The following is a 15,285-nucleotide window of genomic DNA, read 5'->3' as shown; positions in this document are numbered from 1 at the left end:
CGAGGCACCTAATAGAGAACTTCTTTGCCAAGATTAAGCAGTATCGTGCGATTGCTACTCGCTATGACAAGTTAGCTCGTCATTTCCTCAGTGCGATTCACTTAGTTTCTTGCGTCATTTGGCTTAATTGATGACACGCCCTAGTTCTAAATAAAATTGATACGTTAATAATCCCGTGCTACTGATGCTGATTTTTCTTGCTTGAGGATCGCCAGCGTGACAGAGGCTGCGAAAAATTTACTCCAGTAGCGCTTGTATTGGTTTTAAAGTAAATCAACTATAGCTGGCTTTATACTACCTATTTAATCATGTAAAAATCCATGGGTTTATTAATGAAAGCACCATCAACTCAGTCTAAGATATCAGCACAATCTATAGAAAAAGAGCATGATTTAATAACAGGCTCAGACTTACCCCCGATTTATCAGATAAAAGTAGAGTTGGATCCAACCAATCAACAGCAGATAGAAGTAGGCGACGACATAAAAGGTAGCCTTTGTATCAATACATCTCATCCTATTGACACTCAAGGGGTTTATATTGATTTAAGCTATGATATCGAAAACCATAAGCGGCTAGAAAGTAGAAGAATTAATAGCGTTCATATTCCAACTAATGGACTCAGTGCAGGTAATCATTCCATGGAGTTTTCTATCGCTTTAATGGATAAAGAAAGCAATAGCGATATAATACCGATTAGCTACCACGGTGAGTTATTTGATATAAACTGGTCGATCAATGTGAGAGTCGATATTGCTCATGGCTTAGATATAAAAACTAAGCAGCCTTTGGTAGTGATCAGTAGAAAAGCACGTGAGCTTAGACAAACGGAGCCAAGCGCCAATCTTAACCCATCTAATTTTATAGAGGCTTTTATATTCGCTATTGTTTTTTTTATCATCCTTGGAACTATGTCATTACTTGTGAGTAGTAACAAAAATACGCCATGGCCGTTTTATGTGTTTATCGCTGTATTTACCTTACTAGCGGCACGAATACTAAAAAATGCAGTACCAAGAATTTGGCAACGTCGAAAGTTGGGTCAAGTTTTCATCGAAGTCAGTGATGATCAACAAAAAGAGCAGATAAAAGGCCAGATAAATATCATACCTGAGAAAAGTTTGGTATTAGATCAAGTAGAAGTTATTCTACAGCGTATAGAGGAAGTTGAAGTATTTATCAATGAAAAAAGTAAATTACTATATTTTGCCAAAGATATAGCGCCATATAAGATAGATGAAGCGATACCCTTGAATAAACTACAAACCACATCATTGTCTTTTTCTTTGCCACGAGCCACTGATATGACACCCACATTTAAATTAAAAAACCATCAGCTTTCTTGGTCTATTAAGGTTAAAGTAAAAAACCATGATATTGCTTTTGAGGGTCAGCAGGCTATAGAGATTACGCTATAGTCGATCCATTATAAAAAACCGTGCTGCTGGGATAAGAGTTGCACCGCATCACAACATCTACTTTATAGAAAAAATAATAGGAGAGGAACATCTCATCACTATCTTTGGCTACAAATCCGGCGCTTTGCGAGATACATATTGAGCTGAGTGAGTCCAGCCTGCGAGTACGACCAGGAGATAAGGTAGCTGGTGAAGTCATTATTCAAGCCCATACTGCGATAGACTCTCGAAATATTTATGTCGATTTGTCCTATCATACCGAAGGTCGTGGTTCAGTAGACAGCAAAGTTATTCAGGAGATTAAGGTTCATAGTGGCAAGCTTGAAGCAGGTACATATTGCTTCGAGTTTTCTTTGGTATTAGCAGATGATGGGGCAGACGATACAATTCCACTGAGTTATGAAGGTCGATATACCACTGTTGTTTGGGCTATAAGTACACGACTAGATATGAAGTGGGCTACAGATATCGGTAATCAACAAAAAATTACCGTTATTTCTCCGCAGCAATCTGCTGTTTGGGTAAATACACTAGACGAAAATATCAATAAAGTGACGCTTTGGCTGCCTATTGTATTTGTGGTTGTTTTCTCAATAGTGCTTATCATAATGTTATCGATTCTGATCTTTGGTGAAGATGTCGAGTGGATTCTCTATGTCCTTACCCTTGTGCCAGCGATAGTAGTTGCTATGGTTGTGTTGGTATTTATACCAGTGATGTGGCAGCAGCGTAAACTTGGTCAAATTCAGCTTAAAATCAAAAACTACCAACCGTCTAGTGGAAAGATAACAGGCGAGCTGAACATAACTCCCCGTAAAGTCTTAACGATAGAACGAGCTCGTATTTCTTTAAGACTTCTAGAGGGTGCTGAAAAAGGTTCGGGGAAAAAAAGCACTTATTCGTACTATAGTAAGGGCATAGATACTTATAAGGTTGATACAAAAATATCTTTAAAGCCATCTCAGACAGAAACGATACCTTTTACGTTGATGTTACCAGAAGATGCGCCGTTACCTTTTACATTTGATCATAACTGGCTTAAGTGGGGGATTAGGGTAAAGATGAAGGGTAATCAGCTTGATTTTGAAAGTGAACGAGGAATTGAAATGGTGCCAAATGCTAATATCAAACCTTGATAAGGTGATATTAGCATTTGGCAGTGCTTCCCAAAATAGTTAAGAAGGGCTATTTACCCTGATAAACTGGCTTACGTTTTTCCATAAATGCGGTAATGCCTTCTTTAAAGTCATCAGTTTTGGCAAGCATCGTTTGCTGATCTACTTCCATATCGAGCGCTTCATTCAGGCCCATATAGGCATGGGTATTAATCATGTGTTTCATTGATGCCAATGCTTTGCCGGGCAGATTGCTTAGGCGAGTAGCCAGCGCCAGTACGCTTGCCTCTAATTCTTCGTTGCTGACCACTTGATTCACCAAGTTTAAGCGTGCCATATCATCCGCTTTTAGCTTATCACCCAGCATCACCATCTCGGTGGTTTTTGCCACACCAATTAGCTGATTAAGCAGATAAATACCACCCGCATCTGGAATCAGCCCAATATTGACAAAGGCTTGCACAAACTTAGCATTATCCGCGGCAATCCGAAAGTCGCAAGTTAGCGCCAAATTCATCCCAGCGCCTGCGACCGCACCCTCTAGTTTGGCAATGATAGGCTTATGAATATTACGCAACTTTAGGCTGATCTCAGCCACTTCGCCGACCATAAAGTTCAGCTTGTTCGATAGCGCCTCGCTTTCCATGCCATTCTCTAACATCTCACCGATATGACCACCGCTTGAGAAGTGGCCACCTGCACCTTGTAATATAATGACGCGAACCTGCTCATCAGTGTCTGCTTTATCAAGCGCATCTACCATGGCGTTCTTGAGTGCGGTGCTAAAGGCGTTAAGCGTTTTTGGGTCGTTCATCGTGATGGTGGCGATATGGTTTTCTGCTTGGTATTCGACGAGAGATTGTGACATAGTTGATATCCTTATTTAGGAGTTAGACGGGATTTCTATATAAAGGTTATTTGTGGAAACTGGCTATTGGTAGGAAATATAACAAATAATGCAATGCCGATTACTATAGCAGTTTAGGTTTATTATAAAAGCGGGTTTTGTGGGCGCTAAAGACACATCTAAACGCTGGCAAGGTTTCTAAATTGCAGTAAGAACCTATATAGTTGATTAACTTATAAAACTTACTATTCAAAATAAGGCTACTAAATAAGGCTGTCAACGGTAAGACAGTTGAATTATGCTAGGACATATCTTATGGGTAGGCTTTAAAAGGTTTATTTTTTTGTAAAAACAAGGAAGTGGTTATGCCAATTATTAATGTGAATAATATCGATATTTATTACGAAGACAGTGCGCCTCATGATAAGCAAAAGCCGGTTATGGTGTTTGCTCATGGTCTGCTATGGAATACGCGGATGTATGACAAGCAAGTTGAGCGCTTTCAGGCAGACTACCGTTGCATCGCTTTTGATTTCCGCGGGCAAGGTCAGTCAGAAATCGCTAAGTCTGGTTATGATATGGAGACACTAACGGAAGATACGCTTGCGCTACTGGATGCCCTTAATGTCACTAAGTGTCACTTTTTTGGGTTGTCGATGGGCGGTTTTGTCGCCCAGCGCATAGCCCTTAAGCGCCCCGAACTATTATTATCACTCATTTTATTAGAGACCTCTGCCGACCCTGAAGATCCTAAAAACGTACCGCAGTATCGTAAACTTATCAAAGCCATTCGCTGGCTAGGTATTAGGCGTGTGAGCAATAAAGTCATGCCGATTATGTTTGGCAGTACTTTTTTGGCAGACAAGCTGCGCAAATCTGATCGTAAACAATGGCTGACGATGCTACAAGGCAATCGTAAGGGTGGCGTCATAAAAGCGACAATGGGGGTCATTGAGCGCACAGGAACTTATGAACAGCTTGGTGATATTATCACGCCGACATTGATTATCGTTGGTGATGAAGATGCGGCAACACCTTATCCCAAAGCTGAGCGCATGCACTTTGCGATTGCAGGCTCTAAACTTGCCGTTATCAAAGGCGCTGGTCATACCTCAACTGTAGAAGAGCCGGAGCAAGTGAATAAAGCCATTAATAAATTCTTGGTAAATTGTGCTTAGTGCTTAGTGCTTAGTGCTTAGTGATGCACTGGATGATTGCATTAAAAAGCCGCTATCATGATTTGATAGCGGCTTTCTCATTTTAGTTATTCATGGTCTTAAGGTACGTTTAGCATTTGACTTTAAAGTAGCGGTTTATAGTCACTATGACCGTCATTAATGGTGCCGAACACTGCTGCTCGATTGACCACTTCTTGTGCCCATGCGCGGTGAGTGGCTGGCTCTAACATGGCATTGTTATATTTAAATACCGCTTTGGCCTCGCTATGGAGTATCGCTTGCGCTTCGTCCAAAGTACTTAATGGTACACAATACGCTTGTTGTACCAATGCGATTTGGCTGGGGTGAATGACGGTTTTCCCGACCAGCCCCAAATTGACATCACGGTTAAGCTCTTGCATAAACAGCATGGGCTGATCCAGATATTCAAATACGGGCGCTGAAAGATAAAAACCGTGTGGTACAAAACAGCCAAGCAGTTGATAAGCGAGCGTGCCAATGGGCGTGTCATAGACGATACTGTTTTTTGGACGGCGCAAACGCAACGCTGCAAATAAATCATTGCCACCGATACGCAGCGCAAAAATTGGTTGGCTAAAGGCTTCTTTAAAGCCAATGGCCAGCTCTTGGTTGTGGTGTGGATTGAATAATGCAGCAGTCTCAAGCGTTGGCATTAATAGCGTCTCGCTACTGAGGTTTTGACAGGCCATGCGCCAATTAGATAGGCTATACATATCTACTTTGGGCATGACGAACCCATCAATCAAATCAATATGCGCAAAATCTGATAGCAGCTCTAACATGGCTGGATGACGTGGTCGTACAAATACTAGCGGACGCGTTGGCTGCTCGGTCTGAATATCTATCGGTTGGGATGGGTTATTGATGCTATCAACATGAGCGGCCCAAGTATCCAGCAGCGTCTGCAAACGCTCGAGCGCCAGCTCGACGTCATGATGACTGACGGCATCTTCTAAACAAATAATAATACTATTAATCGTTGGCAGTTTATCGCGCTTGATCACCTGCCAGATATCTTGGCGAGTCGCTGGCATGTATAGACTTGCCCCTAATTGATATGGGTGATGTGTTAGGGGTTTGAGCATGGCATGACGCTCAGTAATTAGATGCGCGTAAGACTGGGTATTATTATAAAAGCTGGACTCGTTGTTCGGCATGTCTGACATAATAGGCATCGTAAATAGAGTGAAAGAAAATGATAGTAGCGAAAAAGGCGTATGGTAAAAATGCCCTAGTAATTAATAGTCCGTGGTACGCTGCTTAATAAGTGTAATCGCTTGATAGGGAAGTATTTTATCACCTAATACACTGACAGTGATATCTCGCTGTGCACATAAATGTCGCAATAATATGGTATCAGGATGCTCAGCACTCGCTAATAAAATGCGCTCTGGATCACGGCGAAGTATCGCTCGTGTGGCTTCTGCGATGGTCGGCTTGATACGATTACGATTGCTAATATTATACTCTGCTGCCAGCGTGTCAATTAAATCAGCCGTCTGATAGCGTGGCTGCTTAAATGTTTGCAAGGGTTGTAATTCCAAAGTTAAAGCGCGCCTTGCTGCATCAATATGATCGATAAATGCTAAGCTATGATCTACTTCAATCAAGTTATCATAAAAAACACTGCGGTGTAGCCCCAATTGCGGTTCAGTATATAAGCTGCGTGATATGAGCCCAGAAACGGTGCTGTTTAATAAACCTGATGGTATCAGCCAATCTTCCTCACTAGCAGCCAGCCAAGAAACACCAGCAGGGTCAGCAAGCGTTAGCAATGGAATGACGTCTGCACCTTGATGAAATATATTGGCAAAATTTGGGTGATTAGGGGCGCTAAACGCTTCTAAACTATGCGCCAGCTCTTGATAGATGGCTCCTTTGCCTGTCCAGCCATCGACGAATACAATGGGGCTATCTGGATGAGCATTTAATATCATTTGCAAAGCGGCTGGATCAAGCCCACGATCGCGAATAATGCTGACACCATAATGCACACTTGGTAAATAGTAACCGCTATTGGTATCCGCCAGCGCCCGCTGTAATAACACTCCAATTGGCAAACCTGCGCGCACCAAGCTGACCAGTATTAGCGGATATTGATTATTAACGGTTTGTTGAAATTTATCCTGCAATGTATAGGCTAAATTGGCAATATCAGTCGCGGTTCTATTGGTGCCTTGCTCTAGCGCCTGTATATATAGCTGCTCGTGCATGGCAGTTGGCGCGTTCTCTAAGGTCAGCATATCGGAATAATGGCGCTGCCCACTTTGAATCAGCGCTTCTTTTTGATCGACTGGTACATCAGCAACGGCGTCTTTATCAACGATATCGAGCAATACGGTCACATCGCTGGCAAGGTAGCTGCCTGAGCCATATGTGTCTGCTTTTTGAATGTTAGGGTTAATCATAAGCTGAGGCCTACTTTTATGAGCTGCTGTGGTTATTATAATTATTATGGACAGTTTAGAGTTATGGATAGCTGGGAATTGTTAAAGTTTAAAATCATCGAGAGCTAAGACGATCATGAAGCTGACCATGGTTGGGCATACCGTACCAGTCTAATAGTTGCAGAAAAGGTAAGTCTGCCAAACTATCACCAAAACCAAAGCTTGGGCGCTGATTATCTAAATGCTGCTCTAATAAAAACTGCACCGCGTGCCGTTTATGCACTACATGGGGCAATATCGCTAGATTATTGGCATTTACGTGTACATAAAAGTGCTCATCGAAATCACGTATCAGTGTCGGCAGTTTTTCGGCTAATGCAATTAATGCTTGATGATCTTTTTGCGCATGTTTGATAGCCAGATAAATGATTAACTCTTCATCAGCATCACCATTGTTAAAGCTATCAATATGCGGGGTAAATACCAGCTGATTGCTATCATTTTGACTGTAACTGGCGAACAATTGACTCAGTTGATTCAATTTACCCTGCAATGGTGCCAGCTCACTATACATATGCTGTTGCCACGTGCTTAGCAGTTCACCATTGGGCGTCAAAATAATTGCGCCATGGGTCAAAACCTGCCAACTAGCAAAAGGCAGTTTAACCCGCTTGATTTCATCACGGTCGCGGGCAGTAACTATGATCAGTTCAGTGCTAGCAAGTAGCCAGTTAAATAAAGACGCTTGCCGCTGACTCATAAAGCTAAGCGGCTTACCTTGTTTATTTATGCTCGCGCACACTAAGTTATTAGCTTCGGCAGTCGGCAAATTCCAAGCATCTATTTTGCGTTGGGTTTGGAATAGCGTATCGTCCAAATCCATCAGGGCATAGGGTTTAATAATGTTTGAGTCTGCTTGAAAAAATGGAATGGTCATTAAGTTATCCGTGAATAATAGAGTTGAACGTCATAGGGTGATTTAAAGCGTCGGACTCACTACCAACACATTATCCAAATCCTGCCACAGCTTATCTACGCTATCAGCAGCGGTTTCCACACACAATACAATCAAATCCCACTCACTCAGTTCCACGTTATATGCAAAGTTGGTCATACCAAGCCCGTAATTATCATTAAAGCTTAACATTGTGGTAATACCGCCACCCAGTGCAATCGGCGAGCGGGTCAACGCACTAAATTTGACGGTGTGACTGCTGTGCTCTACATTAGTGTTTTGTTCAAGCCATTCCGCCAATAGAAACGGCAACCAGACAAATTCATTACTGCCCAATACTAAAATCCGCTGTGGTAATTGCTCTTTATCAAACTGGGTTTGCTTACTAAATTCTGCAAATGCGCTTTGAAAGCTCAAAAGATAGTTATCAAAGCCATCTGTGCTATCTAGCGTTGGGAAACGTCCCCAATTACCCGTATTCATTAACACCTGGCTGCCTGCCTCAGTGGTATCGACCGATGGCATAATAATTGGCTCAGGGTTGGGCGCATCCGTCCATGTCCAAGCGCCAGATAACAGGTGATGACGATGAAAGTCAATATTTGGCAAGCGTTTAGCAATCGTATCATCGGCATCAGAAGAACCCTGATTCGGATTCTGATTTTTATCTAATGACCAATCAACCAAAGTGGTGAGATGTGCTTGCTCTAAGTGCTCAATCCCGGCGTTACGAAGGGCGGTGACGACATTGACGCAAGTATTGCCTGTAGAAGCTTCGTCATCGACCATGATTAGCGTTTTGCTAGCGAGCAGCTGCTTTTGTACGCTTTCGTCTTTACTTTTATAAATTAAATGCTGGCTGGCATGACTATGATCTTCGCTAAAAGTGGTGAAGATAGCGTCAGTATCTAGTCCTTTATGTTGAGCATGACGAGTAGAGTTTAATAGTAGTGCTTGCGGATAGCGCGTTTGCAGCGCTTGATGCACACCAGCAGATAAGCCAACGGCAGTCTCTGCCATGCCAATGACCAAAATTGGCTCAGGCAAGTGATTGGGTACTAAATTTGCCAAATCAGTAAAAGCACTTCGCATGGTCTTAGGAGCCACTGGAATATGCCGACCTAAGATTTTTGAGACAAATAGAAATGCACGTTTTGGGTTAATGCGCTGGGCGAAATCAAGCAAGTCTTCTAATTCGTAGCTATTACTTTTTTCTGAATTACTGCTATCTGTAACTGTATTAGTTTGATAGGTTAAATCCAGCGTACCGCGAGGTAGGGTGATGGTCGTGCTGTATTGCTTGTTTGGCATTCAAGTTCCTCTGGATGTTCTATTTTATAATTTTAGAGTTATTTTTTAAACCAATAATCGACTAGTCATAACTTATTCCCACGGTTTATATGTCAAATAAGGTGAGAGGTTTTAACCGTTATTGCTCGATAGGATCTTCTTCAATCTTAACACTCACCATAATTGAACGTACTTGGCACGGCGTGATCTGCTGCACAATATCCGTAAGTTTTGGTTTATCACTTAGACCGAGCCAATAGGCAAAACCAACTTGGGTCAAGTCCACGCCGCTATGAGTGGTGTAATCAATCCCGCCAGAGGGACGGCTATTAATTTCAAGTACTCGGTGCTGACCGTCATTATCGGCTTTAGTTTGGACGCTAACGATACCATCACAGCCAAACGCTTTAATCAATGGAATGACCACATCCATGACCGCTTGTTCATAACCGATATGCTGGATCTTCCCTGTTTTATAGCGCGTGATGGCGGCCAATACTTCACCATATTCACAGACGACATCGATAGAGTACTCTTGCCCTGATAAATAAGGCATCAGCAGCATGGGAATAGGGCGCTCATGCACCATCAAACTGTTGCTATAAGCATTTATAAACTGCGCCGTATTGATTTTTTTCTCTTCGGTAAAGTATAAATGCTCAAAACTGTCGTATTGCGTGTCTTTTTCTTTACCCATATCCAGCCGCCAAAACCCTTGGGCAAAAATACCCGTCACGGGTTTGACGCATAACGGCTGATGACCGTGTTTGACAAGTAATGCTTCAAGCTCTGCTACAGTATCAAATCGCCACGCATCAGCAACAGGAATGTCATGCTCATGGCACTGCTGCATAAAAGCAAACTTATCATCGATGGATTCTAATGCTGCAACGTTGGTCGCGCCAGTCAATAAGCGAATACCAGCGGCGTCAAACTCTTCCCGCTGGGCTTCATAATCAATGCCATTTCGCCCGGTTAATAATACTTTTACATTATTCTTTCTGGCTTGTTCTAAAACGAATTGCCAACGAGGGAGAGCAGGTTCAAGAGTGGTTTGCTCATCATTATTTGCACCAGTTTTAGAGGGTTCGCGATAAAAGTTATCAGCAAATTCGAAAATTTCAGGTCTATTGTCACGGTGTGAGGCGATGATATGAAAGGGCGTACTAGATTGAGCTTTTAGTGCCTGCAGGCTGGCAAGCATATCGCGTTGGCTTGATTGACCTTCAGCCAACCAAGCCGCAGTTTTGGTTATATGATGACTATCATTAGCAGGGTTATCCATAATTTTCTCAGCATTCTCTTAAATAATAGGGTTTTAGATCACTCGGTAGCGTCATCACAACCTTGTTCGCAGCCTAATGCATGGCTGAAAAAGCCCATAAATTGCATTACTATAACAAGCTCTATTATATACAAATGCTAGGGGTTATAAATGCTTGTGGTTAGATAGTATTAGGTATTTGTAAAAATTTTATAAAGTGTCTCTGATGAATCCTACAACGTCAGTTCTCATTAAGGTTTAAGGGCATTCATGGTACTATATGGCGATAGCTATTCTAATAATATAACGACATTATTTATCATTGAAAGGACATATCATGAGCCAACCTCAAGCCTTAATTGCTGGTGCCAATGCGCCACTGCCAACGGACAATATTAGCATTCGTATTTTAAGCCAAAACGCCATCGACTGTGCTGCTTATCGCCTGACTAACGATGGCAAAGTACGCGGTGATGGCGACATGATATTTTATGGCCAGACACGTAGTGATGACGGTAGCGTGAGCTTTCGTGGTCATGATAGTGATGGGTTTTTTGATATCAATTTACCTACGCAGCCTGCAAGTATTGAAAAAATTGCATTAGCGTTTTCTAGCGCACAAACGCTCGCGCAAGTTGGCGATGTCGATATCCAAGTATTACAAGGCAGCCAAGTATTGATGACTTGTCAATTGGCTGCTGCTGGACGTAATGAAAAGGCCCTCATTTTAGCAGAATGCTATCGTCGGCAAGGCAGTTGGAAGTTTCGTTTTATTGCTCAAGGTTTTGAAGGCGGCCTTAAACCTTTATCTGAGCATTTCGGTGTTGAAATTGCTGATGAAGCGCCTGTTCCACCCATTAATACTCAACGTCCAATCAATACGCAAAAAGCGGGTAGTGCCAATCAAACAAGCACGCCACCACCCATTCCTGCTAGTCCTTCGATTAATTTAAGCAAAGTTACCTTAACCAAAAACCAATCCAGCATCAATCTAAAGAAGCGAGATGATTTTGGTAAAATTGGGGTTAATTTAGACTGGAATCAGCGCCCAAATGCCGATAAATCCGCACCAAAAAAAGGCATATTAGGCGATTTGTTTAAGCAGCATAAAGCTGGTGGTGTTGACCTTGATGTTGGGGCTATGATTCACCTGAAAAATGGTGAAAAAACCCTCATTCAGGCTCTGGGTGATCGCTTTGGTAGCTTACAAACTGCGCCGTATGTTTGCTTGCGTGCCGATGACAGAACGGGACAAGTCAGTGGTGGCGAATGGCTCGATATCAATGGCCAACAGTGGTCGCAAATTGAGGAAGTGTTTATTTTTGCTTTCATCTACGAAGGCGCGCCAAATTGGGCGCAGACAGATGGGGTAGTCACCATTCATGTGCCAGACCAGCCACCGATTGAAACCCGTTTAACAGAAGGTACGGGGAATCTGCCAATGTGTGCGATTGCGCGTTTGGTCAACCAACAAGGCAGTATCAATGTTGAGCGTATCAACCAATATTTCAAAGGTCACCAAGAAATGGATAAAGCCTTTAACTGGGGCTTTAGTTGGAAACGTGGGCGTAAATAAAGGTCTTAACGCTATCGCTTCATAAGCAATCAGCCCGTCTATTAATTTATAGACGGGCTGATTTTTTTATAGTATTCAAAACTTTAAAAACAATACTAGGGCGTGTCCTCATTTTTAGCCCATTTAAAGCTTAATGCTCAGATTGAGGATGCGCCCTAATACCATTCATAAAAATTAGAGTAGCAAGGAAAGCGAGTGCAAGTACTACGCACTGTAGACTAAACAAGTTTGGTACAGCTAATCGTACTTTTTGGGTTTGGTATTAAATCAATTAAGCATGCGGTGTAATAGCAGGCATTAGATCATGGAAGGTGCGACCAGAAGCGATTTCACCAATGGCATGCATCTTCCATTCGTTATTATGGCGATAAATTTTTGCCATAATCATCGCCGTATGACCGCCTTGCGCTGACAAATTGTAGCGCGCTACCTCAGCGTTATTACTGGCGTTTACGAGGCGACAAAATGCATTTTCTACGGTCTCAAATGTCTGTCCAGTAAAGCTATTGACGGTAAAGACCAGCGATACGACGTTAGTAGGGACTTTAGATAAATCAACATTGATGACTTCATCGTCACCATCGCCGTCACCAGTGCGATTATCGCCAGTATGAACGATACTGCCATCTTTTGATTTAAGTTGACTGAACCAAATCGCATCGACGGCTTGTTTGTTGTTATCGAACATAATGCATGAGGCATCTAAATCAATGGAGTCGCCGCCGCTACCACCGCCGAATAACTTGCCCAAGAAGCCACCTTTTTTCTCTTGCTGTCCTTGAAACACGTCCCAGCCCAAACCCAGTTTCACTTGGGTAAGATCGCCACCAGCTTCTTTGCTTAGGGATATTTTTTGACCCTTTTGTAAACTAACTGCCATGGTAAAATCCTTATAATAATTGTGAGTGAAACACTTAAGTTTCTAATAGTAATTTTCAGCTAAGTGTTTTCAGTTAAGTGATAGCTTTTAGTTATAAAATATTATCTAAAAAACCACCGCTACCGCCGCGACCACCTGAGCTAGTACCTAAGACGCTTTGCAACCAGCCTTGATAACTGTCACGATTACGCGAGCAGATAATTACTTTTCCGCTACCTGAGAAGTTTAAGACCATACCTTCACCACTGGTGACCGAGTTGATAATGTTACTCATAATGCCTTTTTTCTTGCTGGTCGAGACCGACAGTTTATAATCCAGATTTGAATCCCAGCAGACTACATGACCGTTATCGATGATAACGTCTTTATCAGGGGTGACATCAATCTCAAACAAGGAGCCAAAACCCGATACCACCACCTGACCTTGACCTTGGGTCTGCATGACCATGAAGCCACCAGTATCACCGAACACTGCACCGCCAAGGTTACGCTGAATATTGGCTCTGATATCGACGCCAGTCTGTGCTGCAACGAATGCGCCATCACTCAAGGTATATTGCTGCGTGCCGCAATCAATGATTTGCATATCACCGTCTAGCGTTGGTGCAAGTAGACAATCACCTTCGCCATTTACGGCTTCTATTTGCTGTTGAAATAGCGATTCATCATTAGCGAAGCGGCGCATTAAAGATTGCATCAACCCACCTTGTAGCTTACCTTTAAGCTCAAGGTTGGACTCCATCATCACCATCGCATTGGCTTCACAGTAGATTGAGTCGCCTTTTTTAAGGTTGCAATGGAGGAAAGGTTCGATGGTACCGATTAAGCTGAATGTCGCGGCCATGGGATACAAATCCTTATTCTATTGTCTTTAAAGTCTACTTTTAATATATGTGTCTCTACACTCTGTGTCTTTATAAACTATACTATTTTTAACTACGCTATATTTTGAGTGTTTTCAGCTAACCCATTAAGTTTAAAGCCATCAAATGCGTTAAAAGGGCACACTTGATGGCTTTTTTGTATCGCCATCAAATGTCTGATGGTGATATTTGTCCTGTGGAACGATTAAGTGATAGCTAACTTTACACGTTCACACCGTAAGAACCCGCTAATGGACCAAGACCACCACTGAAGCCTTGACCAACCGCGCGGAATTTCCAATCACCACTATGGCGATATAGTTCACCAAAAATCATTGCAGTTTCAGTGCTGCCATCTTCTGATAAGTCGTAACGGGCAATTTCAGAGTCGCCATTGTCATTGACGACACGGATGTAAGCTTCACCCACTTGGCCGAAGTTTTGATTGCGAGCTTGACCTTCATAGATAATCGCACAGATTGCGACTTTGCTTACATCAGCTGGGATATTAGCAAGATTGATTTTGATTTTTTCATCATCGCCATCGCCTTCGCCAGTACGGTTATCGCCGGTATGCTCAACCGCGCCATTATCTGATTTTAGGTTGTTAAAAAAGATAAAGTCTTGATCGTTACGGACTTTACCTGCTTCATTGACCAAAAAACCAATCGCATCTAAGTCAAACTCTTGACCGTCGGTCGCGCGCGGATCCCAGCCTAGACCGACTGTGATATTGGTTAAACCAGGCGCTTCTTTTGATAAGTTTACGTTGCCGCCTTTCGTTAAGCTAATAGCCATATAAATATCCTTTGAATTAATAATTAGGTAGATTTGGTTTTATAAAATGAATTAAAAATAATGCAGAGATTGATAATTATGTATATACCGTCAATAAAACAACCTGTACGCCACGTCCTGCATATCATTACGTTTTACTATACTAAGCGTGTGCTAAGTACGCAAGGCGTATTTTGTGTGATTGCGATATGTTTACTAATGAATATATTAATTGTGCAAATCTGATACTTTTTAACGGTTTTAGCAATAGTGGTTAAGGTATTGTTATCAAAACCTAAATCCTTTGGTGGTGTGTCAGAAAGTATGCTGAAGAAATAAAGGAGGGTGACAGCCAAAGCAAGATGATATATTTGAGGTTATGAAGACACAAATAGATATCAGCTGCCCCGACTGTCACAGTCCCAGTTTAAAGAAAAACGGCATAAAAAGCTATGGCAAGCAGAACTACCAATGCAAGGACTGCAAACGTCAATTCATTGGTGACCATGCCTTAACTTATAAGGGCTGTCACTCTAAAATAGAAGACATCATACGGCTAATGACGGTGAGAGGTTGCGGTGTTAGAGACATAGCTATTATAGCCTCAGTCAGTATCGGTAAAGTATTGGGCACCATAGGCTCATCTGTTTATAAGATCGCGCCTAAGAAGCGCTACTATGAACGCTTAGAGGTTGATGAGTTCTGGACTTACGT

The 15,285-nt window shown here is 42.3% G+C and carries 15 protein-coding genes; 6 read left to right on the top strand and 9 right to left on the bottom strand.

What is annotated here, in order from left to right; all coding sequences use genetic code 11:
• The 3 genes from EI161_RS09855 to EI161_RS09845 all read left to right on the top strand — a co-directional run.
• The coding region (locus tag EI161_RS09855) for a transposase (RefSeq protein WP_192529482.1) at window positions 1–131 on the top strand (131 nt) is incomplete at its 5' end.
• A 201-nt stretch (window positions 132–332) separates the two neighbouring features.
• Complete coding sequence (locus EI161_RS09850) at window positions 333–1,418, top strand: hypothetical protein (RefSeq protein ID WP_192529481.1); 1,086 nt, start codon at window positions 333–335, stop codon at window positions 1,416–1,418.
• A gap of 104 nt (window positions 1,419–1,522) precedes the next feature.
• Window positions 1,523–2,554, top strand: coding sequence for a sporulation protein (locus tag EI161_RS09845; RefSeq protein ID WP_192522600.1), 1,032 nt, complete (start codon window positions 1,523–1,525; stop codon window positions 2,552–2,554).
• Between the two features lie 49 nt (window positions 2,555–2,603).
• Here EI161_RS09845 and EI161_RS09840 read toward each other — a convergent pair whose 3' ends face one another.
• Entirely contained in the window at window positions 2,604–3,401 is a 798-nt protein-coding gene (locus EI161_RS09840) for an enoyl-CoA hydratase/isomerase family protein (protein WP_192522599.1), read from the bottom strand.
• 344 nt (window positions 3,402–3,745) lie between these two features.
• Between EI161_RS09840 and EI161_RS09835 the strand changes: the two genes are divergently transcribed.
• Complete coding sequence (locus EI161_RS09835) at window positions 3,746–4,558, top strand: alpha/beta fold hydrolase (protein WP_192522598.1); 813 nt, start codon at window positions 3,746–3,748, stop codon at window positions 4,556–4,558.
• A gap of 122 nt (window positions 4,559–4,680) precedes the next feature.
• Here EI161_RS09835 and EI161_RS09830 read toward each other — a convergent pair whose 3' ends face one another.
• The 5 genes from EI161_RS09830 to EI161_RS09810 all read right to left on the bottom strand — a co-directional run bounded on the left by EI161_RS09830 (window position 4,681) and on the right by EI161_RS09810 (window position 10,496).
• The gene (locus tag EI161_RS09830; RefSeq protein ID WP_192522597.1) at window positions 4,681–5,745 is read right to left on the bottom strand and encodes an HpcH/HpaI aldolase/citrate lyase family protein; all 1,065 of its coding nucleotides are present in this window, start codon (window positions 5,743–5,745) and stop codon (window positions 4,681–4,683) included.
• Between the two features lie 72 nt (window positions 5,746–5,817).
• Window positions 5,818–6,987: a cysteine protease StiP domain-containing protein gene (locus EI161_RS09825; protein ID WP_192529480.1), complete on the bottom strand. Its 1,170-nt coding sequence runs from the start codon at window positions 6,985–6,987 to the stop codon at window positions 5,818–5,820.
• 94 nt (window positions 6,988–7,081) lie between these two features.
• Window positions 7,082–7,903, bottom strand: coding sequence for an HAD hydrolase family protein (locus EI161_RS09820; protein WP_192529479.1), 822 nt, complete (start codon window positions 7,901–7,903; stop codon window positions 7,082–7,084).
• A 42-nt stretch (window positions 7,904–7,945) separates the two neighbouring features.
• Window positions 7,946–9,232 (bottom strand): phosphoribosyltransferase domain-containing protein, encoded by a 1,287-nt coding sequence (locus EI161_RS09815; RefSeq protein ID WP_192522594.1) that lies wholly within the window; start codon window positions 9,230–9,232, stop codon window positions 7,946–7,948.
• Window positions 9,233–9,350: 118 nt separating this feature from the next.
• The gene (locus tag EI161_RS09810) at window positions 9,351–10,496 is read right to left on the bottom strand and encodes an ATP-grasp domain-containing protein (protein ID WP_192522593.1); all 1,146 of its coding nucleotides are present in this window, start codon (window positions 10,494–10,496) and stop codon (window positions 9,351–9,353) included.
• A 316-nt stretch (window positions 10,497–10,812) separates the two neighbouring features.
• On the opposite strand from EI161_RS09810, the gene EI161_RS09805 reads away from it, so the two are divergent.
• Window positions 10,813–12,051, top strand: a complete 1,239-nt coding sequence (locus EI161_RS09805) for a TerD family protein (protein ID WP_192522592.1) — start codon at window positions 10,813–10,815, stop codon at window positions 12,049–12,051.
• A gap of 271 nt (window positions 12,052–12,322) precedes the next feature.
• Here EI161_RS09805 and EI161_RS09800 read toward each other — a convergent pair whose 3' ends face one another.
• The 3 genes from EI161_RS09800 to EI161_RS09790 all read right to left on the bottom strand — a co-directional run bounded on the left by EI161_RS09800 (window position 12,323) and on the right by EI161_RS09790 (window position 14,592).
• Window positions 12,323–12,931, bottom strand: coding sequence for a TerD family protein (locus tag EI161_RS09800; RefSeq protein WP_192522591.1), 609 nt, complete (start codon window positions 12,929–12,931; stop codon window positions 12,323–12,325).
• A 91-nt stretch (window positions 12,932–13,022) separates the two neighbouring features.
• Window positions 13,023–13,775: a TIGR00266 family protein gene (locus EI161_RS09795; RefSeq protein WP_192522590.1), complete on the bottom strand. Its 753-nt coding sequence runs from the start codon at window positions 13,773–13,775 to the stop codon at window positions 13,023–13,025.
• A 241-nt stretch (window positions 13,776–14,016) separates the two neighbouring features.
• Window positions 14,017–14,592, bottom strand: coding sequence for a TerD family protein (locus EI161_RS09790; protein ID WP_192522589.1), 576 nt, complete (start codon window positions 14,590–14,592; stop codon window positions 14,017–14,019).
• Window positions 14,593–14,950: 358 nt separating this feature from the next.
• Here EI161_RS09790 and EI161_RS09785 point away from each other — a divergent pair.
• Window positions 14,951–15,285: IS1 family transposase (locus EI161_RS09785; protein WP_192529115.1), on the top strand; the 335-nt coding region annotated here is incomplete at its 3' end.

This window comes from Psychrobacter sp. FME5, from assembly GCF_014861375.1.
GTDB lineage: Bacteria > Pseudomonadota > Gammaproteobacteria > Pseudomonadales > Moraxellaceae > Psychrobacter.
Note: the sequence above shows the minus strand (reverse complement) of the source record. Positions and strands in the feature narration are given on the sequence as shown.

Excerpts from the sequence above, each read along its gene's own strand:
- EI161_RS09850 (WP_192529481.1), top strand. The coding sequence starts at position 333 with ATGAAAGCACCATCAACTCAGTCTAAGATATCAGCACAATCTATAGAA.
- EI161_RS09840 (WP_192522599.1), bottom strand. The coding sequence starts at position 3,401 with ATGTCACAATCTCTCGTCGAATACCAAGCAGAAAACCATATCGCCACC.
- EI161_RS09835 (WP_192522598.1), top strand. The coding sequence starts at position 3,746 with ATGCCAATTATTAATGTGAATAATATCGATATTTATTACGAAGACAGT.
- EI161_RS09830 (WP_192522597.1), bottom strand. The coding sequence starts at position 5,745 with ATGTCAGACATGCCGAACAACGAGTCCAGCTTTTATAATAATACCCAG.
- EI161_RS09825 (WP_192529480.1), bottom strand. The coding sequence starts at position 6,987 with ATGATTAACCCTAACATTCAAAAAGCAGACACATATGGCTCAGGCAGC.
- EI161_RS09820 (WP_192529479.1), bottom strand. The coding sequence starts at position 7,903 with ATGACCATTCCATTTTTTCAAGCAGACTCAAACATTATTAAACCCTAT.
- EI161_RS09815 (WP_192522594.1), bottom strand. The coding sequence starts at position 9,232 with ATGCCAAACAAGCAATACAGCACGACCATCACCCTACCTCGCGGTACG.
- EI161_RS09810 (WP_192522593.1), bottom strand. The coding sequence starts at position 10,496 with ATGGATAACCCTGCTAATGATAGTCATCATATAACCAAAACTGCGGCT.
- EI161_RS09805 (WP_192522592.1), top strand. The coding sequence starts at position 10,813 with ATGAGCCAACCTCAAGCCTTAATTGCTGGTGCCAATGCGCCACTGCCA.
- EI161_RS09800 (WP_192522591.1), bottom strand. The coding sequence starts at position 12,931 with ATGGCAGTTAGTTTACAAAAGGGTCAAAAAATATCCCTAAGCAAAGAA.
- EI161_RS09795 (WP_192522590.1), bottom strand. The coding sequence starts at position 13,775 with ATGGCCGCGACATTCAGCTTAATCGGTACCATCGAACCTTTCCTCCAT.
- EI161_RS09790 (WP_192522589.1), bottom strand. The coding sequence starts at position 14,592 with ATGGCTATTAGCTTAACGAAAGGCGGCAACGTAAACTTATCAAAAGAA.